The sequence below is a fragment of the Vibrio sp. ED004 genome (genome assembly GCF_023206395.1).
GTDB lineage: Bacteria > Pseudomonadota > Gammaproteobacteria > Enterobacterales > Vibrionaceae > Vibrio.
Genome location: NZ_CP066149.1, coordinates 649941 through 667812, shown reverse-complemented (window position 1 = coordinate 667812; position 17872 = coordinate 649941). Strand labels below are relative to the sequence as shown.

Here is a 17872-nt window from a genome sequence, read left to right as displayed (position 1 = left end):
CAAATGGTGTGGCTATGCCTTTTTTGTTAAATGTTGATTTAGCAAAGCGGGTTTGGTTCGCCAGATACTTACCTTTACTAACAAAAACAAGAAGCAATCATGGCAGATAACAAAGACTTTCAAGACCCGTTTAATGTATTCTACTTTTTAGGATTTTTAGCCGCATTTTTAATGATTCCATTGCTACCAGCAACACTTACGTTGATCCGTGTATTCAATGGTTACGCAACATTCTAGTTAAGCTGTCATCGCCGATAGGTGATAGCTGACTCAAGGAGGCCACAATTAGCGTTCGAGTTTTAAGCCTGAATATAGCTGGTGGCCTTTGCATATTTCTCGCAGTTCTAGGGATAGTTTTACCTGTTCTTCCAACCACACCTTTTCTCCTTCTTGCTAGCGCATGCTTCATGCGAAGTAATCCGAAAGTTCATAAGTGGATGCACGAGCACAAAACGCTGGGTCCTTTACTGAACAATTGGTACCAACACGGTGCCGTCACCAGGCAAGTTAAAACGCGCGGCGTATTCTTTATCTTGTTGAGTTTTGCGTTATCCATCTACTTTGCCCCGATCATTTGGGTCAAGGCTTTCCTAATTTGTGTACTTGTTATTCTTCTCACATGGTTTATGCGACTTCCAACCCATGAGTTGGTTGCTGACAGCAAAGAAAATCACTACCATTGAGCCAGTGTGCCTGCTTGTATAGCGGGCGTTTATTATTTCAGCAATCAGAGTTATGACTCTCGTTGCAATGAATACCAATCGTACCTTTCCTTAATTCCAAGCGTTGATGTTTGATTCGTTAACCAGAGTTTGGAAAGCGGCCTAATGAAGTGCATAAGATTATGAACACAGAAAAAATCTCTCTGATCAAAGCAAGCATCAAAAGCATTCCTGATTACCCTAAAGCGGGTATTTTGTTCCGTGACGTAACAAGCTTGATGGAAGACCCAGCAGCTTACAAAGCGACTATCGAGTTGTTAGCGGAAACATACAAGGACATGGGCTTTACTAAGATCGTTGGTACTGAAGCTCGTGGTTTCCTATTCGGTGCGCCTTTAGCATTAGAACTAGGTGTTGGCTTCATTCCTGTGCGTAAGCCGGGCAAACTGCCTCGTGAAACTGTGGCACAATCTTATGAGCTTGAGTACGGCACAGACACGCTAGAAATTCATACTGATGCTATCGTTGAAGGCGATAAAGTGCTGATGGTTGATGACCTACTAGCAACTGGCGGTACGATTGAAGCGACAACAAAGTTGATTCGTCAGCTTGGTGGTGTGGTAGAGCATGCTGCATTTGTAATTAATCTTCCAGAAATCGGTGGTGACAAGCGCTTAGAAGGCTTAGGTCTAGAAGTGTTTAGCATCTGCGAATTCGACGGCCACTAATCCTTTTCGGAATTATTCATGAGCTATCTTGCGTTAGCGCGAAAATGGCGACCAACCAAATTTAAAGAAGTGGTTGGTCAAGCCCATGTTTTAACAGCATTAGAGAATGCCCTTAGCCAGAATAGGTTGCACCATGCATACCTGTTCAGCGGTACACGAGGTGTTGGTAAAACAACCATCGGCCGTTTGTTTGCTAAGGGACTCAACTGTGAAACAGGCATTACCTCAACCCCTTGTGGTGAATGTGCAACCTGTAAAGAGATCGACGAAGGTCGCTTTGTTGACCTGCTAGAGATCGATGCTGCATCACGTACAAAGGTAGAAGATACCCGCGAGCTTCTGGACAATGTTCAGTACAAGCCAGCACGTGGTCGCTTCAAGGTTTACCTAATCGATGAAGTACACATGCTTTCTAGGCACAGTTTCAACGCGCTTCTAAAGACCTTAGAAGAGCCGCCTGAGTATGTGAAATTCTTGCTCGCAACGACCGATCCACAAAAGCTTCCTGTGACGATTCTGTCGCGTTGTCTGCAGTTCCATCTTAAGCCGATCAGCGCTGATAATATTCACGAACAGCTTGACCACATTCTTGAACAAGAGAGTGTGACGTCTGAATCTCGTGCGCTTGGGATGATTGCTCATGCTGCTGACGGCAGTATGCGTGATGCTCTGAGTTTAACGGATCAAGCTATCGCACTAGGCAACGGTAATGTCGTGACAGACACCGTGGCTCACATGCTCGGTACGCTAGACACCGACCAAGCCATTCACTTGCTTGAAGCGATCAGCAGTAAGCAGCCTCAACTGGCAATGGCTTGTATTCAAAGCCTTGCTGAGAATGGCGTAGAGTGGGATGGTTTGTTGAATCAGCTTGCGACTCAACTGCATCGTTTGGCGATGTTCCAAGCGCTTCCATCTACATTAGATAAAGCTCAGCCGGATGCTGAGAAGCTAGAACTGTTAAGTAAGGCGCTAAGCCCACAAGACATTCAGCTTTACTACCAGATCGTGTTGAAAGGTCGCGAAGACTTACCGTTGTCACCAACCGCTCGTGTTGGTATTGAGATGGTGGCTTTACGCATGTTGGCCTTTAGACCTGCTGAGCAAACTGTTGCAACAGCAATCTCGACTCAGTCGACAAGCAATGCGCCAGCTCCATCAGTTCAAGCTCAGAGCGTTGCTCAACCTGTGAGCCAACCTGCGCCAATGGCAGCTCCGAGACAGCCTCAGGTGCAACAACAGGCGCCTCAACAGCAAGCTATGCAGCAGCAACAGGTACAACAGGCTCCGCAGCAGAATCCAGCACAGTATTCAGATTCGCAAGGTTACACTGACCATTCAGGCAACCAAGGTTATCCTGAGCAGGATTACCCGCACAGCCAGTATGATGCGCCACCTGCTTATGACGAACGTCCTAGCTACGGTGCAGAGCAGCCTCAACAAGCGAATTATCAGAATCAAGCTTCGGCTCAGCCGCAAAACACTGCACCTTCAGCGCCACCTGCTTCTGCTGCTCCGCAAGGACAATCAGAACGTCCGGCTTCGCCTGTCAGTGGTTTACGCCACCAATTGCGTTCTCAGCGTAGAGGCAGTGCGGCGCCGGAAAGCAAAGGTTCAGCGCCAAAAAAGGCTAAAGCGACACCAGCTAAAACTTCAGTTCTTGACCGAGTTGCTCAGCAACACGGTGGCTCTGAGCGGGTGTCGCCAGCTTCTTTATCTGCCTCTTCTGCAGAAAAGGTAACCAATGATAATGAACCTTATCGCTGGAAACCGTCTAAACCTGTAGTGAAAGAGGTGAGCAAAGAGCTTACACCTACTCAGATCAAGCGTGCGTTAGAGCATATTAAGACACCAGAAATGGTCGATAAATTGCTTCAAGAGTCGATTGCTCAAGATGAATGGTCCGCCACGATTCAAAAGCTAGAGACAGCTAAGCTTGTTGAACAGTTAGCATTGAACTCCGTGTTTGCTAAAAACGACACATCAATCACTTTAACGTTAAGAGCGAGCCAAGCTCACTTGAATACGGACCGCGCACAGAGCGAACTATTACAGTCGCTCAATACAGTGCTCGGAGAAGAGTGTCATTTGAGTGTTGAAATCGGTGATGGTGGAGAAACGCCACTAGAATTACGAGAAAGGTTGTACCAAGGCAAGTTGAAAGACGCGTTCACCAGTTTGGAAAACGATGCCAACGTACAGTTTATCGAAAGACGTTTTGCTGCAGAACTCGACAGAGACAGCGTTCGTCCTATCTAGAACATTTTCTCGTTTAGTGACTTGCATATCATCCTAGATAAGCAAATCTGAGAACTGAACATCGAGGGGTTGAATCGCACTGGCTTAACCCCCATTTAAGCACGTATAGCTTAATTAATTTTAATAAACCAATTAGACCAGAGAGTATTAACATGTTTGGTAAAGGCGGTATGGGCAACATGATGAAGCAAGCCCAGCAAATGCAAGAGCGCATGCAAAAGCTTCAAGAAGAAATCGCAAATATGGAAGTTACAGGTGAGTCAGGTGCTGGCCTTGTAAAAGTAACGATCACTGGTAGCCACAGCGTTCGCCGTGTTGATATCGATGAAAGCCTAATGGAAGACGATAAAGAGATGCTTGAAGATCTTATCGCTGCTGCTTTCAACGATGCGGCTCGTCGCGTTGAAGAAACTCAAAAAGAGAAAATGGCTAGCGTAACTGGCGGAATGCAACTTCCACCAGGTATGAAGATGCCTTTCTAAGAAACTATTTCTAAAGGTTTATTCAAGCTGCGGTTTATCTTGAGTAAATCGTTACTTGAAAATTAGAACGGTTAAATATGCGTACCAGTCATATGCTGGAGCATTTGATGGAGGCCTTACGTTGTCTACCTGGGGTTGGCCCCAAGTCGGCGCAGCGTATGGCCTTTCATTTGTTACAGCGCGATAGAAAAGGCGGCCTACAGTTGGCTGAAGCTCTTAGCCAAGCAATGACCGAAATTGGTCACTGTAATGAGTGCCGTACTTTTACTGAAGAAGATACCTGCCACATTTGTACCAATCCTAAACGTCAGGAAAATGGTCAAATCTGTGTAGTAGAGAGCCCTGCAGATATTGCAGCTATCGAAGCAACTGGCCAATATTCTGGTCGTTACTTTGTGCTTATGGGTCACCTTTCACCACTTGATGGTATTGGTCCAAGTGATATCGGTCTCGATGTTCTGGACTACCGCTTACGCCGTGGTGATATCTCTGAAGTAATCCTAGCGACCAACCCGACAGTTGAAGGGGAAGCGACAGCGCACTACATTGCTGAGCTATGTAATGCCCATGAAGTGAACGCAAGCCGTATTGCTCATGGTGTTCCCGTTGGTGGTGAGCTAGAGCTGGTGGATGGCACCACGCTTTCGCACTCATTACTCGGTCGTCATAAGATCTAACAAAGCCGCTTGGTGAATATCACTAAGCGGCTTTTTCTTTTATTGTTTAAACATTTTTCAGAGCTTAATCTGAACCTCTCACTGCTTTGTATATCATCGCGCCAATCACGGCACCGATAATTGGTGCAACCCAGAATAGCCATAGTTGCGAAACAGCCCAATCACCAACAAACACTGCTACACCAGTACTTCGAGCGGGGTTCACAGAGGTATTCGTTACAGGGATACTGATAAGGTGGATTAAGGTTAAACAGAGACCGATTGCGATAGGTGCAAACCCAGTGGGTGCTTTTGAATCCGTCGCGCCCATAATCACGAATAGGAACACCATGGTCATGACCACTTCACAAACGAGAGCCGCTGTGAGCGAGTAACCGCCCGGTGAGTGTTCACCATAACCATTGGAAGCAAATCCTGACGCCGCGGCATCAAAGCCAGCTTGGCCTGAAGCAATCACAAATAACACGCCACCTGCGATAATACCGCCAATCACTTGGGCAATAATATAAGGTGCGACATCTTTGGCATCAAAGCGTCCGCCACTCCAAAGGCCGATAGTTACAGCAGGGTTAAGGTGACAACCGGATATGTGGCCAATAGCAAAAGCCATAGTGAGCACAGTTAAACCAAAGGCAAGAGAGACTCCGAGTAAGCCAATACCGACATCGGGGAAAGCAGCGGCTAAGACGGCACTACCACAACCACCTAACACCAACCAAAACGTACCAAACATTTCTGCGATATACCTATTCATAACGATCCTTATTAATCTGTACCAGTATCAACAAGATAGTTTAGATTTCGCAACTTTGTGAAATCTTGGGCATATAGGAGGCAGAAAAGGGCAGATACGCTTAGGTAATAGCTTCTAATTCGATCAGGTTATCAAGGGCTTCTTGGTCGGTCTTACCACAAATGACAGGGCACGCTTTGAATTGATGGCATACTTTCGGGCGTGAAGGTTGACCGAATAACTTACACAGATCTTGTTCATTTAATTGAATGCAACGCACGCCTGCAGGCTTACCATTAGGCATTCCAGGAATAGCAGATGTAATACTTGGAGCGATACAACAAGCTCCACAACCTAAACGACATTCCATCAAATTAAACTCACTAAATAACAGGGTGCGCGATAGTAGCAAAAAATAATGGGAGTGACAGCTATTGATTGGATCAAAGAATGAACAATTATTATCCTTGAACTTTTTATGGGCTAGCGGTATAACACGCACCCCAGTAAAAGAGTAAGAAGCAATCCTATGACGAATCCATTTTGGCAAGAAAAAACACTAGAGCAGATGACCGAGAATGAGTGGGAATCACTGTGTGACGGTTGTGGTAAGTGTTGCCTACACAAGCTAATGGATGAAGATAGCGATGAAGTGTACTACACCAATGTGGCGTGTAGCTGGTTAAACGACAAAACATGTTCGTGTAAAGATTACCCGAACCGCTTCACTTCAGGTGAAGAGTGTTTGAAGCTAACTCGTGACAAGATCGATGAGTTTCACTGGTTACCAGACACTTGTGCCTACCGTCTTCTATCAGAATCTAAGCCGATCCCAGAATGGCATCCATTGATCACTGGATCAAAAACAGAGATGCATGCAGCAGGTGAAAGCGTTCGTAATAAAGTGGTATACGAAATTGATGTTGTCGATTGGGAAGACCACATCTTAAACCACCCGAACCGTTAGTTACTTATTAGTAGCAAATGAACCGAATAAAAAAAGGCTCACATTTCTGTGAGCCTTTGTCGTATTTAGGAGGGTCCAAATCAATGGACTGCGTCATGGCTAATGTCAAGCAAGCGGTAAGTCTGCAACCACCTGATTGAACGTGATACGAGCATTCTGAGCTTGCTCAGATAACTCGATCTTTTTCGCTTGTGCGGCACTAAGATTATTCTCGGCCTGCTCAAGTGCTTGTTGTAGGTTCTCTGGTAACTCATGAGTTTCCATTTGTGAACCTTGCTCTAACACATAAGCGCGAATTTCTTTCTTCACTGCGGCAAGTTCTGTGTAAGCAACACGCTCAAGTTCTGCAGCTTCTTGTGCTGCATCTCTCTCTTTCTCAAACTGAGCCAACGCCATACCTTCTGCCGACCATGGATCCATGTCTGGCAGTTCTTCGATGTTAATCGTTGGTTCGATGTACGCGTCTTGATGGCGCAGGTCGAGGTTAGTTGCACGAACTGCAGAGATCATCAGCATCACAGAGATAGCCAATAGCGGTAAACCGCCAACAATTGCTGCGGTTTGTAGCGTACTTAGGCCACCTAAGAACATCAGAATCGTTGGTAAGAACGACAGAGTGAATGCCCAGAACATACGGTTCCAACGCATTGGTTCTTCAGTTACATTGTTTTGAACCACAGACGCAAGGATGTATGAGATAGAGTCAAACGTCGTTGCTGTAAAGATGATACAAAGCAAAGTGAATACTGCGATAACTAGAGTGCTCATTGGCAACTGCGCTAGCATCGAGAAGATTGCCTTGGTTGCGCCTTCTGCATTCAGGATTGCAACCACATCTAGCTCACCAGAAAGCTGTAGTGATAAGCCGTAGTTACCTAGAATCATGAAGAATAAGAAGCAACCTAGTGAACCGAAGAAGATAGAACCTGACACCATTTGTTTGATGGTTCTGCCGCGAGAAATACGCGCAACAAACAGACCCATACTCGGTGCAAATACTAGCCACCATGCCCAGTAGAAAATCGTCCAATCTTGTGGGAAGTGGGTGTTTTCAAATGTACCGTAGCCACCAAATGGTTCCGCCCATGTTGCCATAACGAAGAAGTTAGACAGTAGACGACCAATTGAATCTAGTCCGGTTTCAAGCATGAAAATAGTTGGACCCGCAATCAGTACGAAAACCAACAGACCCATCGCACCCCAGAAGTTGATATTACTTAGAATCTTGATGCCTTTTTCCAATCCAGCATAAGAAGAGTAAGCAAAAATCGCAGTACAAACTAAAAGTACCATCACTTGCGTTAGGTTGTTTTTAGGTAGACCGAATAGGTGATTCAGACCTTCAGTAATTAGAGGAGCGGCTAAACCTAATGTTGTCGCTGCGCCACCAAGTAGACCGAAAATGAATAGGATATCGACGATTTTTCCAGGTACGCCTTTACTGCGGTGCTCACCAAGAACCGGCATTAACGCGCTAGAGATCTTTAGAACAGGCTGTTTACGTACATAGAAAAAGTAAGCAATAGGAATTGCAGGGATTAGGTAGATAGACCAAGCAATTGGTCCCCAGTGGAACAAACCGTAAGTTGCTGCCCAACGAACTGCTTCTTCACTGCCCGGCTCTAGTTGGAAAGGAGGTGATTGGTAGTAGTAAGCCCACTCAATACAGCCCCAGTACAGGATACTTGCACCGATACCACCACAAAATAGCATCGCTGCCCATGATGCAGTTTTGAATTCAGGCTCTTCGTCAGCTTCGCCCAGTTTAATCTGTCCCATATCACTGAACACAACGTAAACCATAAATGCACAAGCCGCGAGACCTAGCGCAAGATATAGAAATCCTAGTTGATCAGTCATGAATGTTTTCGCAACCGCAATCCAGTCTGCGCCCTGAGTCGGGAACAAAATGAGCGGGAAAACTATCGTGAGTAGGAGTGCAATAGCACCAAAGAAGGTTGGCTTATCAATAAGCTCAAAAGTGTTTTTCACGAGTATTATTCCATTAAAATGAGAGAGGAATTATGAAGTGCACTCGTTTTTTAGAACAAATCGGGTCTATTGTCGTGACGACAAATTGCTTTTGGCAAAGAGTAATAGGCAAGGCATGAGGTGCCAATGCAAAAGAGGGCAGTGGAAGGGATAGTGTAGAGTGAGGGTAACGTTATATCAGAGCGAGAAGAATACCACCAACGGTTGCCGCTGCGGACAGGTATTGCCCTGCTGAATAAGAACCATCGTCTTCTTCTTCAATCTTATCAGGGTGATCCATTCCTAGTGCGCCGTGAGCAAATGACTCAACCTTATCGGTCACGGTTTCGTTTTCCGCTTCGATTTTCTTCGCTTCTTTATCGATTTCTTTAAGAGCAGATAATAGGGCTTTGCCCTCATCAGAGAGCTTAACGGTATTTTGCTCAACCTTAAGAGGGGCGGGCTTTTCAGCTTCGGTACTCTTGGTTTGTGTGTTCATTTGCGAAGGTGAATACAGCTGAGTGTTACTCGTTCCTACTGGCGTCATATCGCTCTCCTTACCTATCCTTAAATATAGTATCGGCAGAGGTGTGAAAAACTTGTGCAATTAATCATCGATAGTGATGTTTTTTATTCGCACATTATATTTTCTTCTGCTTAATCAAAACTGCTTGGTATTTAAGCAATTCCTATGCCGATATTTATATTTGTCTTGGAGCGTTTTTGAGCAAACTCTTAAGGTGTCAGACTTAAACTTAAATACGCTTAAGTCTGACTCGCGAGTTTAATCGCACTTAAGATCGGCGCCACGCTTAGATAGGTGCTTGTATGCTTTCATTCGATTCTCTTTCTGAACAAAGCGCGCCGGTGGAGAAAGCACTTTTAGTTGGTAATCCGTCGTATCCGATGAGAACTCAGCAACTGGGCTGATAACTGCTACTTTTAGATCTGGGTTACGACGTAGAATCGAAGCCGCCGTGCCTAAACCACCTTCTGTGTGGAACTTACCCGCTACATGAATTACTTGCTTATCTGGATTCGATGCCAGGTAATCAACGATTGATTCAGCCATGGTCTCGTCCCACGTTACCTGAGCGGCAAACTGTTTTTCTGTTTGCTCTGGCGTACCGTGATGCATAGAAGCCATAAACTTTTCTTTGTAAGGGCTATCGCCATTATTAACCTCAGTCGCAACCCAATCTCGTTGTTCTGAAGAAAGCTGCTCTAGGTAAGGTAATCCCTTACGACCAATACACTGAACGAAAGGCTTTGGAGCGTTTGCTGCGATAACATCTAAATCACTCGCTTTTGCGAACTCAACCAATGCACGGTAATCACTTTCGTAATTTGGCCAAGCAGCTGCCTTGGAGATAAGCACTTGCTCACCAATTTCACCGTTTAAGTATTGGTTTAGCGTGTCTTGATGTTCTCGAGTGAATTGTTCCATTGAAAGCGCAATGTTTGATGTTGCGTTGCGGCGCGCTTTTAAGAAGTCGGTTTGGAAACGATGAATTGCCGAGTGAGTGTGCCATTCGCCAATAAGAACCACATCAGCGTCAATCAGCCGCTCGGGTAAAGCATTGAGAGAAAGCGTTTCACCTTGTGGAGAAGCAAACTGGTAATCATAGAATGTGGAAACGGTTTCCGTTTGCGTGTTAGCCACTTGTTGAGAAGTGCTGTTTGAAGGTTGATTAGCACAAGCCGTAAGCAGGGTAGCTAATCCGATAAGAATAATACGTTGCATGAAATGCCTCCTTGAAGAACACGCATATTAAAGGAGGCAAGATGACATTTCAATGCAAACGATAATCAATATCAGTTAAATCTGTTTGCGATACACTCTCAGCATAAAGTCCGCTTCACAGTTGAATTGCTCAGTTTCGGTGAGTTGTTGTTTAAACTCCTCAGTCGCTTTCCAAGCAAACGGCGTCATCTGTAGCAGGTCGAATGCATCTGACCCCGATAGTTCCATCATATAGTTTAGTTGCTCTTGGTGCTCAAGCGTAAAAACTTCGATCACTTCTGGATCTTCGTCATGCAAGCGAACGCCATCATAAATCGCATCACGCAGCTGGTATAGGTGTCGACTGGCTGGTGTCACGGTGATCACGACACCATTGTCTTTGATGGTACGTTGCAGCTCCTCAGCCTTACATGGCGCGTAAATGCGCAGGATTCCGTCTAAGCTGTTTTCAGCAAAGGGTAGGCGATGACTAGAGGCAACTGAGAAGTCGACAGCAGGGTAGCGCTTAGCGGCGTATTTGATAGCAATCTTAGAAATATCTAGGCCAAAAATCGCGCCGTTTTTATTTTGAAGGTTCAACGCGATTTCGTTGGTGTAATAGCCTTCACCACAGCCAATGTCCAACAGACTAGGGTCCGCGTCTGGCAGGTAGCTAGAGCATAAGCTAACGACCGCTTGGCGCATTGGATCGTAATGGTTGCCTTCAAGGAAGCGACGACGTGCCTGCATCATCTCTTTGTTATCACCTGGATCTTTTGAGCGCTTGTGGTGTGCTGGCATCAAATTGACATAGCCTTCTTTCGCTAGGTCGAACTGATGGTTCTTTTCACACTTAAACGTACGATCGTGTTGAGATAAAGGTTGGTGACACAAAGGGCATTGGTAAGTCATTGCGAACTCGAGGTAGAAATTTCAAGTCCAAAATTTTAACAGGAAGCATAGTGGGGCGCTAGAATAAACGCAGTTGTCTTAGCGAGTGATAATTCATGAAGAGATAGAGCCAACGATGGCTGGCTCTATTAATGCTTAGTGAGTTGTTTAATGGAACGTCTACTAAGAATTAGCTAAAGAAGTTCACTTGACTTTTCAATGACTCCGCTTGCTTTTGAAGTTCATCAGCACTGCGAGAAGTCTGAGCGCTGGTTTCACGGCTTTGTTGGTTGAGGTCGCTTATCGCATGCGCGTTGGCCGCAATTTCTTGAGAAACCTGAGCTTGCTCCTCTGATGTAGCAGCAATCGTTTCAGCTTGAGAAGCGATCGACTCAACTTGAGAAGCAATAGACTCCAGTGCCGTACCCGCTTCTTGCGCTTTATCAAGTACTTGGTTGGCATTTGACTGGCTTTGTGTCATCAAGTTCACGGCATTGTTGGTCGAAGACTTTAGTTTCTCGATGATGCTTACTACGTCTTGTACTGATGTTTGAGTACGATGAGCGAGTGTTCTTACTTCATCAGCAACAACAGCAAAACCACGGCCTTGTTCGCCTGCACGTGCGGCTTCAATAGCCGCGTTTAGCGCTAACAGGTTAGTTTGCTCGGCGATATCGTCAATCATCTTAGTGACGGTTTGTATGCTTTCGCTGTCTGCACTTACTTGCTCGATGGCCGATGCAGACTTATCGAGTTGGTCATTTAGCTGAGCAACATCGATACATACTCCCTCAACTACCTCTAGACCTTGTTGACTGTCTTCATTAGCAAGGCGAACGTTTTCAGCAATACTATTGACTTGCTGTGCTACGGATTCCGCAGAGGTCGCCATCTCTTCGATTGCTGTCACCACTTGTTCCACTTGCGCCTGTTGGCGGTCAGACTGCGTTAAGTTGTGGCTAGCATCCTGTGAGACACTGCTCGAGCTGTTTTGGACTTGATCGCTGGTCGCGCGAATCTCGCCTACTAGGGTGTTCAGCTGAGCTGCCATAGTTGCAACGCCTGTATTAAGGTTGCTGATCTCGTTTTTAGTTTGCTTGCCGGTGTTTGGAATGTGCAGGCTGACTTCACCTTTACCCAATCGAAGCATGTATTCGTTTAGAGTCGTTAGGGGCGTGAGCGTGCGATTCAATACGAAGGTTAGCGCTACGATTGTCGCGGCGGCAATCAAGGCCGAGATGATCGCGATAAGTTTTAGCAGATCGTCACTGCCTTTAGTCACTTCCTTAATGAATGTACCACCAAGTAGTTTCCAGTCCCAACCTGGTACTTCGGTATATACCAAGTACTTTTCACCAACCGTTTCTTGGAATTTATATGGGTATCGAATCAATCCAGATGATTGTTCGAATATCTGATAGAAAGGTTTATTGCCGTCGTAGTCAGCTACGTCAATGATCGATTTACCGCCGCCAGCGTGAGTAGGATGCAGTAAGTATTGGTCTTGGTGCTCTTGCTCATTATCAACAATGATGGTGTAACCTGTATCGCCCCATGATACTGAACGTAAAGATTCAAATAGGCTTTGTGTTGCTTCCTCAACCGGTAAGCCGATAAAGGATACACCATTGACCTTACCTTGTGCGTTCATAAGAGGCGCGTAATAGGTAATGTAGCGTTGACCGAAAAGTTTTACCTGAGCGTAATAAGGTTGGCCACTTTTCAGTTTGCTGTAACCGGGATGATCTTTGCCAAGAGTTGTGGCAACTACACGCTCGCCTGAAGGTTTTTTTAGAGAGGTAGATACGCGGATAAAGTCGTCACCAAATGGGGCAAATAGGGTAGCAACGGCTCCTGTGTCTCGGGTAAAGCTATCCACCAGTTTGGTATCGTTGATCAGGCTCTCACCATATTGAGTCATGTTTGGTATGGAGTGACCGCTAAACTCAACATCATAGTTTTCTACGTAAACACCTGCTAAGTAACCGTTGCGAAAGGTAGATTCTAAAACTTTGGCGGTATGCAGGTAGGCGTCAAATTGGCCGGATATGGTTTTGGCCATCGCTTCTACTTTTGATTGATGCTCCTTTAATGTGTTCTCTAAAAGTACCTGTGAGGCATTACGATAAACGAGGGTCGCTATCGAGCTAAACGCGATAAGCAAGCACAATAAAATGACCAACTTAAGTTGGAAGCCAACACTTTGATTTTTGTATTTCTCGAGCATGAATTCACTATCCTGTCTTCATTGAGGTGTTGTTAAGTGGTTTTAGGTAAATTTGTTATTGAGTTTTCTATCATAGGAACTTATTTATCGGCAGTGATTGATAAGAGTTAATTAATTGATGGTTATATTTATAAATTAAATGAATAAATCGTAAGCTGGCGTTGATTTGAACAGATGAGGATTCTATTTCTGTGAAAAGATTCAGTTGCTTAGGTGTGAGCGAGATTAGACGGATAAAAAAATGCAGCCAATATGGCTGCATTTTTGTTCCGAGCTAGATTACTTAGAAGCTTTTTTTAAGCCTCGTTTGAAGAGATCACCGTAATCAGCTGGTGGCTTTCGTCTGGCTGCAGTGTTTTGCCTGCTTCAAGGCTTGGTGCATGCAGTGTTGATTCAACACATAGCATGGTTAGGTAACCGTCGTCTTGCATGTCGCCCATACTAGTAGCGCCTTCCGCCCACGGGTTCCACAGTACAGCAGAGTTATGGCCGTGGTTTTCAACCGTTAGAGTACGATCTAGTTTCTTGTCAGCAACAAAGATTTGCGCTTCTGGCTGAGTGTAAACGCGGTCAATCGTATCGGTTAATACAAGCTCAGCACCGCCTTGGCAGATCTTGCCACCTTGCAGGCTATCAATGTACTCAGCACCCATACCTGTGGTGGTTGTGCTGTGAATATCGCCAACATTTAGGTAAGTGTGCAGCGCGCCAGAGAAAGTCCATGGTTGCGAATCTGTGTTCTTCACATCTAAAGTTACTTTCAGTTCATCGCCAATCTCAACATTTAGGCGAGCATCGAACTGATGAGGCCATACTGCCAGCGTCTCTTCACTAGGTTTAAGACCTAAGCTTACAATCACACCAGCTTCGCTTTCGCGGTGCTCAACTAATTGCCACTCGCTTGAACGAGCAAAGCCATGTGCAGGTGCTGCAATGCGGCCAAACCAAGGCCAACATACTGGAATACCACCGCGCAGTGCTGTTTTACCATCAAATTTAGCTTGTTGGCTCATCCAAATCAGGTCTTCTTGGCCTTGTGGTTGGAACGACACGACATGGCCGCCAAACAGTGAAATCGCGGCGTTTGCTTTATCGTGGATAACGCGAACTAGTTTTACACCTTCGTGTTCAACGATAGTGACGTTGTCAGAAAGTACAGCCAGTGCAGGTAGAGTTGATAAATCCATTACATGATCCTTCTAAGGAAATTGAATTCAAATGCTGACTAGAACGGTGCTTGTGCTTTTATGAGTAACAAGCAAGAGTCAGTATTAGAATTGAATTTTGCGTTTGGGCTATCTCGATGAACTTAATAGACGCGGTTTAAAAGATAGCAGGTATTAAAAAGGCGACACTAAGGTCGCCTTTTTCAAAGTCTGCTCAAAACAGTCTTCGCTAATGCTTATCTAAAGCTATTTCTAAAAAGAAATTACTTAGAGATGTGAGCGATTAGGTCTAGAACTTTGTTTGAGTAACCGATTTCGTTGTCGTACCAAGATACAACTTTAACGAATTTGTCAGTTAGAGCAACACCAGCTTTAGCATCGAATACTGAAGTTTGAGTTTCGCCGATGAAGTCTTGAGAAACAACTTGGTCTTCTGTGTAACCTAGAACGCCAGCCATTTCGCCTTCAGAAGCTTCTTTCATTGCAGCACAAATTTCTTCGTAAGATGCAGCTTCTTTTAGGTTAACTGTTAGGTCAACTACAGATACGTTAGCAGTTGGTACACGGAAAGCCATACCAGTTAGAAGGCCGTTTAGTTCTGGAAGAACAACGCCTACAGCTTTAGCAGCACCAGTTGAAGATGGGATGATGTTTTGAGAAGCACCACGGCCACCGCGCCAGTCTTTAGCAGAAGGGCCATCTACAGTTTTTTGAGTTGCTGTAGTAGCGTGAACTGTAGTCATAAGACCAGACTCAATGCCCCACTTATCGTTAAGTACTTTAGCGATAGGTGCAAGACAGTTAGTAGTACAAGAAGCGTTAGAAACGATGTCTTGACCAGCGTAAGATGCTTGGTTAACGCCCATTACGAACATTGGAGTTGCATCTTTAGAAGGACCAGTAAGAACAACTTTCTTAGCACCAGCAGTGATGTGCTTACGTGCAGTCTCGTCAGTTAGGAAAAGACCAGTAGCTTCAGCAACAACGTCTACGTTGATTGCGTCCCACTTAAGTTCTTCTGGGTTACGCTCAGCTGTAACACGTACAGTTTTACCGTTAACGATTAGGTTACCGCCTTCAACTTCAACAGTACCGTTGAAACGGCCGTGAGTTGAGTCGTACTTAAGCATGTATGCCATGTATTCAACATCGATAAGGTCGTTGATACCAACAACTTCGATGTCATTGCGCTCTTGCGCTGCACGGAATACGAAACGACCGATACGGCCAAAACCATTAATACCTACTTTGATAGTCATTGTAGTTGCTCCACAACTTAATTTCTGATTAAAGATAACTGGTAGTAAAATTACAGAATCCAGTATACATCTGCAATAGATAATCCGACTTAACTTGTTTAATGTCAAAAAAAAGCGACGCTTTTCTTAACAATTGGGTGTAAGTGGTTGAAAATTGACCATTGCGAGTGGCTCTGTAACCTTCCAGTTGGGTAAAATACCCCTAAATGATGATTCACTTATGAGTGTATATGTACAATGTTTTCTAGTGAGAAAGTATGTGCTACAAAACGACTCATATGCAAGCCTTTATAGAAAAAAGTAAATATAATAAATGAGAATGTGGAGAGATATTAACGTGATTCAAAAGGGAGAGAATATGATAAAGCCTGATGAATACTGGCGTGAGCGCCTATCAGACGACGAGTTTGCAGTCTGTCGTCAACGTGGTACTGAAGCCCCATATAGCGGTAAGTTACTACACAACCAAGACACAGGTGTCTATAGCTGTACATGTTGCGAAAGCCCTTTGTTTCTATCGGATAACAAATACGACTCTGGGTGCGGTTGGCCTAGCTTTGATGCACCAGTGAATGACGAAGCAGTACGCTATATAGAGGATCTAAGTCACGGAATGAAGCGTGTAGAGATCCGTTGTACCGCTTGTGATAGCCATTTAGGTCACGTTTTTCCTGATGGACCGAAGACAACCGGTGAACGTTTCTGTGTTAATTCAGTGTCGTTAATTTTCAACAAAAATGACAAAAGTACGAAATAACTTGTAACTATTGTTTAATCCTTACAGGTCGCATTTGCCGATCGAATAATACTGAATTGCCCAAGACTTCAGAATTTCAGAGTTAACTCTAGTACAAATAAAAACAGCTACCATGATGGTAGCTGTTTTCTACGTATATAGACGGTGCGATCAATAACTCGGGACGATCGCTGGGCTGTAGACCCCATCCTCAATGGCTTCGACAATTTTGTCGGCGTCTTTATTTAATTGTTTGTATTTTGAATCTTCAAAACGATAGAGAACGGCCAGTTCAGCTTCTGATGCAATCGGCACATCAAACTCTTTGGCGACCATCGCCCAGACATACGCTTTTTCCATATGACCCAAACTATGGTTGATGCTGGCCATCGACTTAAAGATCTCAGTATTGACGGCTGAGTTGCTCGACAAAGTTAAGGCATTATTAAGCAGCTTCAGTGTTTTAGTGTGGTCTCTGGTGGTATAGAAGGTGGCTAGGGCGTATTGCATATCTGCCGTGTTTAATGCCTCCGTTCCTTCTAACTGTAAGAAACTGCGCCTTGCGTTGGTGTCGCCAGTTTGCGACCACAAGAAATAGAGTGTTTCAGGCGTGTCTGATTGAGCGAGCTCTTCAACAATGCGTTCAGACTCTTCAATACTGTGCATTAAAGAGGTAAAGCGGCGTTCTTGCAGTTTAGATTGGTCAATCGTTTCAATCTGTGCCGCAAGCTCTAGGCACTTTTTATAAGCCGTGACTAACTTGAACTCTTTAATCTTGTTGATTTCGGTAGGTTGCTTTTGAACTTCAAAGCGATGCCAGATTAAGTCGGTACGTGCGACACGACATTGCCCATCGTTCATGTTCAATTGTTCGCACTGCAGCCCGGGGTTGCTTTGGCACAGTTGATCGGTATTTTTGTTCCCTTCAAGACACCCAACCAGAGTGAAAGGCAATAGGCTCATCGCCAACAATTTCATAATTTTCATATTCCTTCACTTGTGATCAAATACACTTATTTTCGGTCAGGTTCTTGACTCAATTCTGTTACGGGTTATTTTCTGGTGAAAATTGTTAAAACTAAGGCTCTACCATGGATGCAGAACAACTTCTTAGCGCAATGACACCCGAGGTCTACGAACGTTTAACTTACGCAGTTGAGACGGGTAAATGGCCAGAAGGTACGGCGCTCTCAAAAGAACAGCGCGACTCGTGTATGCAGGCGGTTATGTTATACCAATCTAAACATAACTCTGAAGCTCAGCACATGACAATTGCAGCTGGTGGTGAGATTAGCTTTAAATCTAAGTCTGAACTCAAGAAACAGTTTAAGTCAGACCAAGAAGATATTGTTAGGGTTAACCCGAATCATTAAGCTTAAATTACAACAAAG

19 protein-coding genes are annotated in these 17872 nt (G+C 44.8%); 9 read left to right on the top strand and 10 right to left on the bottom strand.

The window, feature by feature from the left end; translation table 11 throughout:
• The first annotated feature begins 99 nt into the window (after nt 1–99).
• From ITG10_RS02790 to recR, 6 genes are all read left to right on the top strand, one after another.
• On the top strand, nt 100–237 hold the full coding sequence (locus ITG10_RS02790) for a hypothetical protein (RefSeq protein WP_017067606.1): 138 nt from the start codon (nt 100–102) through the stop codon (nt 235–237).
• 74 nt (nt 238–311) lie between these two features.
• Complete coding sequence (locus ITG10_RS02785; protein WP_128644370.1) at nt 312–683, top strand: YbaN family protein; 372 nt, start codon at nt 312–314, stop codon at nt 681–683.
• A gap of 161 nt (nt 684–844) precedes the next feature.
• A complete protein-coding gene (gene apt, locus ITG10_RS02780) occupies nt 845–1390 on the top strand; it encodes an adenine phosphoribosyltransferase (RefSeq protein ID WP_004740646.1) in 546 nt (181 codons plus the stop codon).
• 18 nt (nt 1391–1408) lie between these two features.
• Nucleotides 1409–3649 carry a DNA polymerase III subunit gamma/tau gene (dnaX, locus tag ITG10_RS02775; RefSeq protein WP_017630997.1) on the top strand — a complete coding sequence of 747 codons (2241 nt, stop codon included), beginning with the start codon at nt 1409–1411 and terminating at the stop codon, nt 3647–3649.
• Nucleotides 3650–3801: 152 nt separating this feature from the next.
• Nucleotides 3802–4131, top strand: a complete 330-nt coding sequence (locus ITG10_RS02770) for a YbaB/EbfC family nucleoid-associated protein (protein ID WP_017062338.1) — start codon at nt 3802–3804, stop codon at nt 4129–4131.
• 77 nt (nt 4132–4208) lie between these two features.
• Nucleotides 4209–4808 (top strand): recombination mediator RecR, encoded by a 600-nt coding sequence (recR, locus tag ITG10_RS02765; protein ID WP_019823189.1) that lies wholly within the window; start codon nt 4209–4211, stop codon nt 4806–4808.
• Nucleotides 4809–4872: 64 nt separating this feature from the next.
• On the opposite strand, the gene aqpZ is transcribed toward recR, so the two are convergent.
• Both aqpZ and ITG10_RS02755 read right to left on the bottom strand, forming a co-directional pair.
• Nucleotides 4873–5562, bottom strand: coding sequence for an aquaporin Z (gene aqpZ / locus ITG10_RS02760; protein WP_026084260.1), 690 nt, complete (start codon nt 5560–5562; stop codon nt 4873–4875).
• 100 nt (nt 5563–5662) lie between these two features.
• Nucleotides 5663–5911, bottom strand: coding sequence for a YkgJ family cysteine cluster protein (locus ITG10_RS02755; RefSeq protein WP_017059389.1), 249 nt, complete (start codon nt 5909–5911; stop codon nt 5663–5665).
• A 159-nt stretch (nt 5912–6070) separates the two neighbouring features.
• On the opposite strand from ITG10_RS02755, the gene ITG10_RS02750 reads away from it, so the two are divergent.
• A complete protein-coding gene (locus ITG10_RS02750) occupies nt 6071–6508 on the top strand; it encodes a YcgN family cysteine cluster protein (protein ID WP_017059388.1) in 438 nt (145 codons plus the stop codon).
• A 105-nt stretch (nt 6509–6613) separates the two neighbouring features.
• Here ITG10_RS02750 and ITG10_RS02745 read toward each other — a convergent pair whose 3' ends face one another.
• From ITG10_RS02745 to gap, 7 genes are all read right to left on the bottom strand, one after another.
• A complete protein-coding gene (locus ITG10_RS02745; RefSeq protein WP_017630994.1) occupies nt 6614–8500 on the bottom strand; it encodes a BCCT family transporter in 1887 nt (628 codons plus the stop codon).
• 172 nt (nt 8501–8672) lie between these two features.
• On the bottom strand, nt 8673–9026 hold the full coding sequence (locus ITG10_RS02740) for a hypothetical protein (protein ID WP_017630993.1): 354 nt from the start codon (nt 9024–9026) through the stop codon (nt 8673–8675).
• Between the two features lie 237 nt (nt 9027–9263).
• On the bottom strand, nt 9264–10223 hold the full coding sequence (locus ITG10_RS02735; protein ID WP_017630992.1) for a ChaN family lipoprotein: 960 nt from the start codon (nt 10221–10223) through the stop codon (nt 9264–9266).
• Nucleotides 10224–10298: 75 nt separating this feature from the next.
• Nucleotides 10299–11114 (bottom strand): 23S rRNA (guanine(745)-N(1))-methyltransferase, encoded by an 816-nt coding sequence (gene rlmA / locus ITG10_RS02730; RefSeq protein WP_017630991.1) that lies wholly within the window; start codon nt 11112–11114, stop codon nt 10299–10301.
• 169 nt (nt 11115–11283) lie between these two features.
• On the bottom strand, nt 11284–13320 hold the full coding sequence (locus ITG10_RS02725) for a methyl-accepting chemotaxis protein (RefSeq protein WP_017630990.1): 2037 nt from the start codon (nt 13318–13320) through the stop codon (nt 11284–11286).
• A gap of 296 nt (nt 13321–13616) precedes the next feature.
• The gene (locus ITG10_RS02720) at nt 13617–14507 is read right to left on the bottom strand and encodes a D-hexose-6-phosphate mutarotase (protein WP_017630989.1); all 891 of its coding nucleotides are present in this window, start codon (nt 14505–14507) and stop codon (nt 13617–13619) included.
• Between the two features lie 242 nt (nt 14508–14749).
• Nucleotides 14750–15745: a type I glyceraldehyde-3-phosphate dehydrogenase gene (gene gap / locus ITG10_RS02715; RefSeq protein WP_017630988.1), complete on the bottom strand. Its 996-nt coding sequence runs from the start codon at nt 15743–15745 to the stop codon at nt 14750–14752.
• Nucleotides 15746–16064: 319 nt separating this feature from the next.
• On the opposite strand from gap, the gene msrB reads away from it, so the two are divergent.
• Nucleotides 16065–16502, top strand: a complete 438-nt coding sequence (msrB, locus tag ITG10_RS02710; protein WP_128644369.1) for a peptide-methionine (R)-S-oxide reductase MsrB — start codon at nt 16065–16067, stop codon at nt 16500–16502.
• Nucleotides 16503–16652: 150 nt separating this feature from the next.
• Here the strand turns inward: msrB and ITG10_RS02705 are convergent, their stop codons facing one another.
• On the bottom strand, nt 16653–17459 hold the full coding sequence (locus ITG10_RS02705) for a DUF2989 domain-containing protein (protein ID WP_017630986.1): 807 nt from the start codon (nt 17457–17459) through the stop codon (nt 16653–16655).
• 113 nt (nt 17460–17572) lie between these two features.
• On the opposite strand from ITG10_RS02705, the gene ITG10_RS02700 reads away from it, so the two are divergent.
• The gene (locus ITG10_RS02700) at nt 17573–17854 is read left to right on the top strand and encodes a DUF1315 family protein (RefSeq protein ID WP_010437067.1); all 282 of its coding nucleotides are present in this window, start codon (nt 17573–17575) and stop codon (nt 17852–17854) included.
• The last annotated feature ends 18 nt before the right edge of the window (nt 17855–17872 follow it).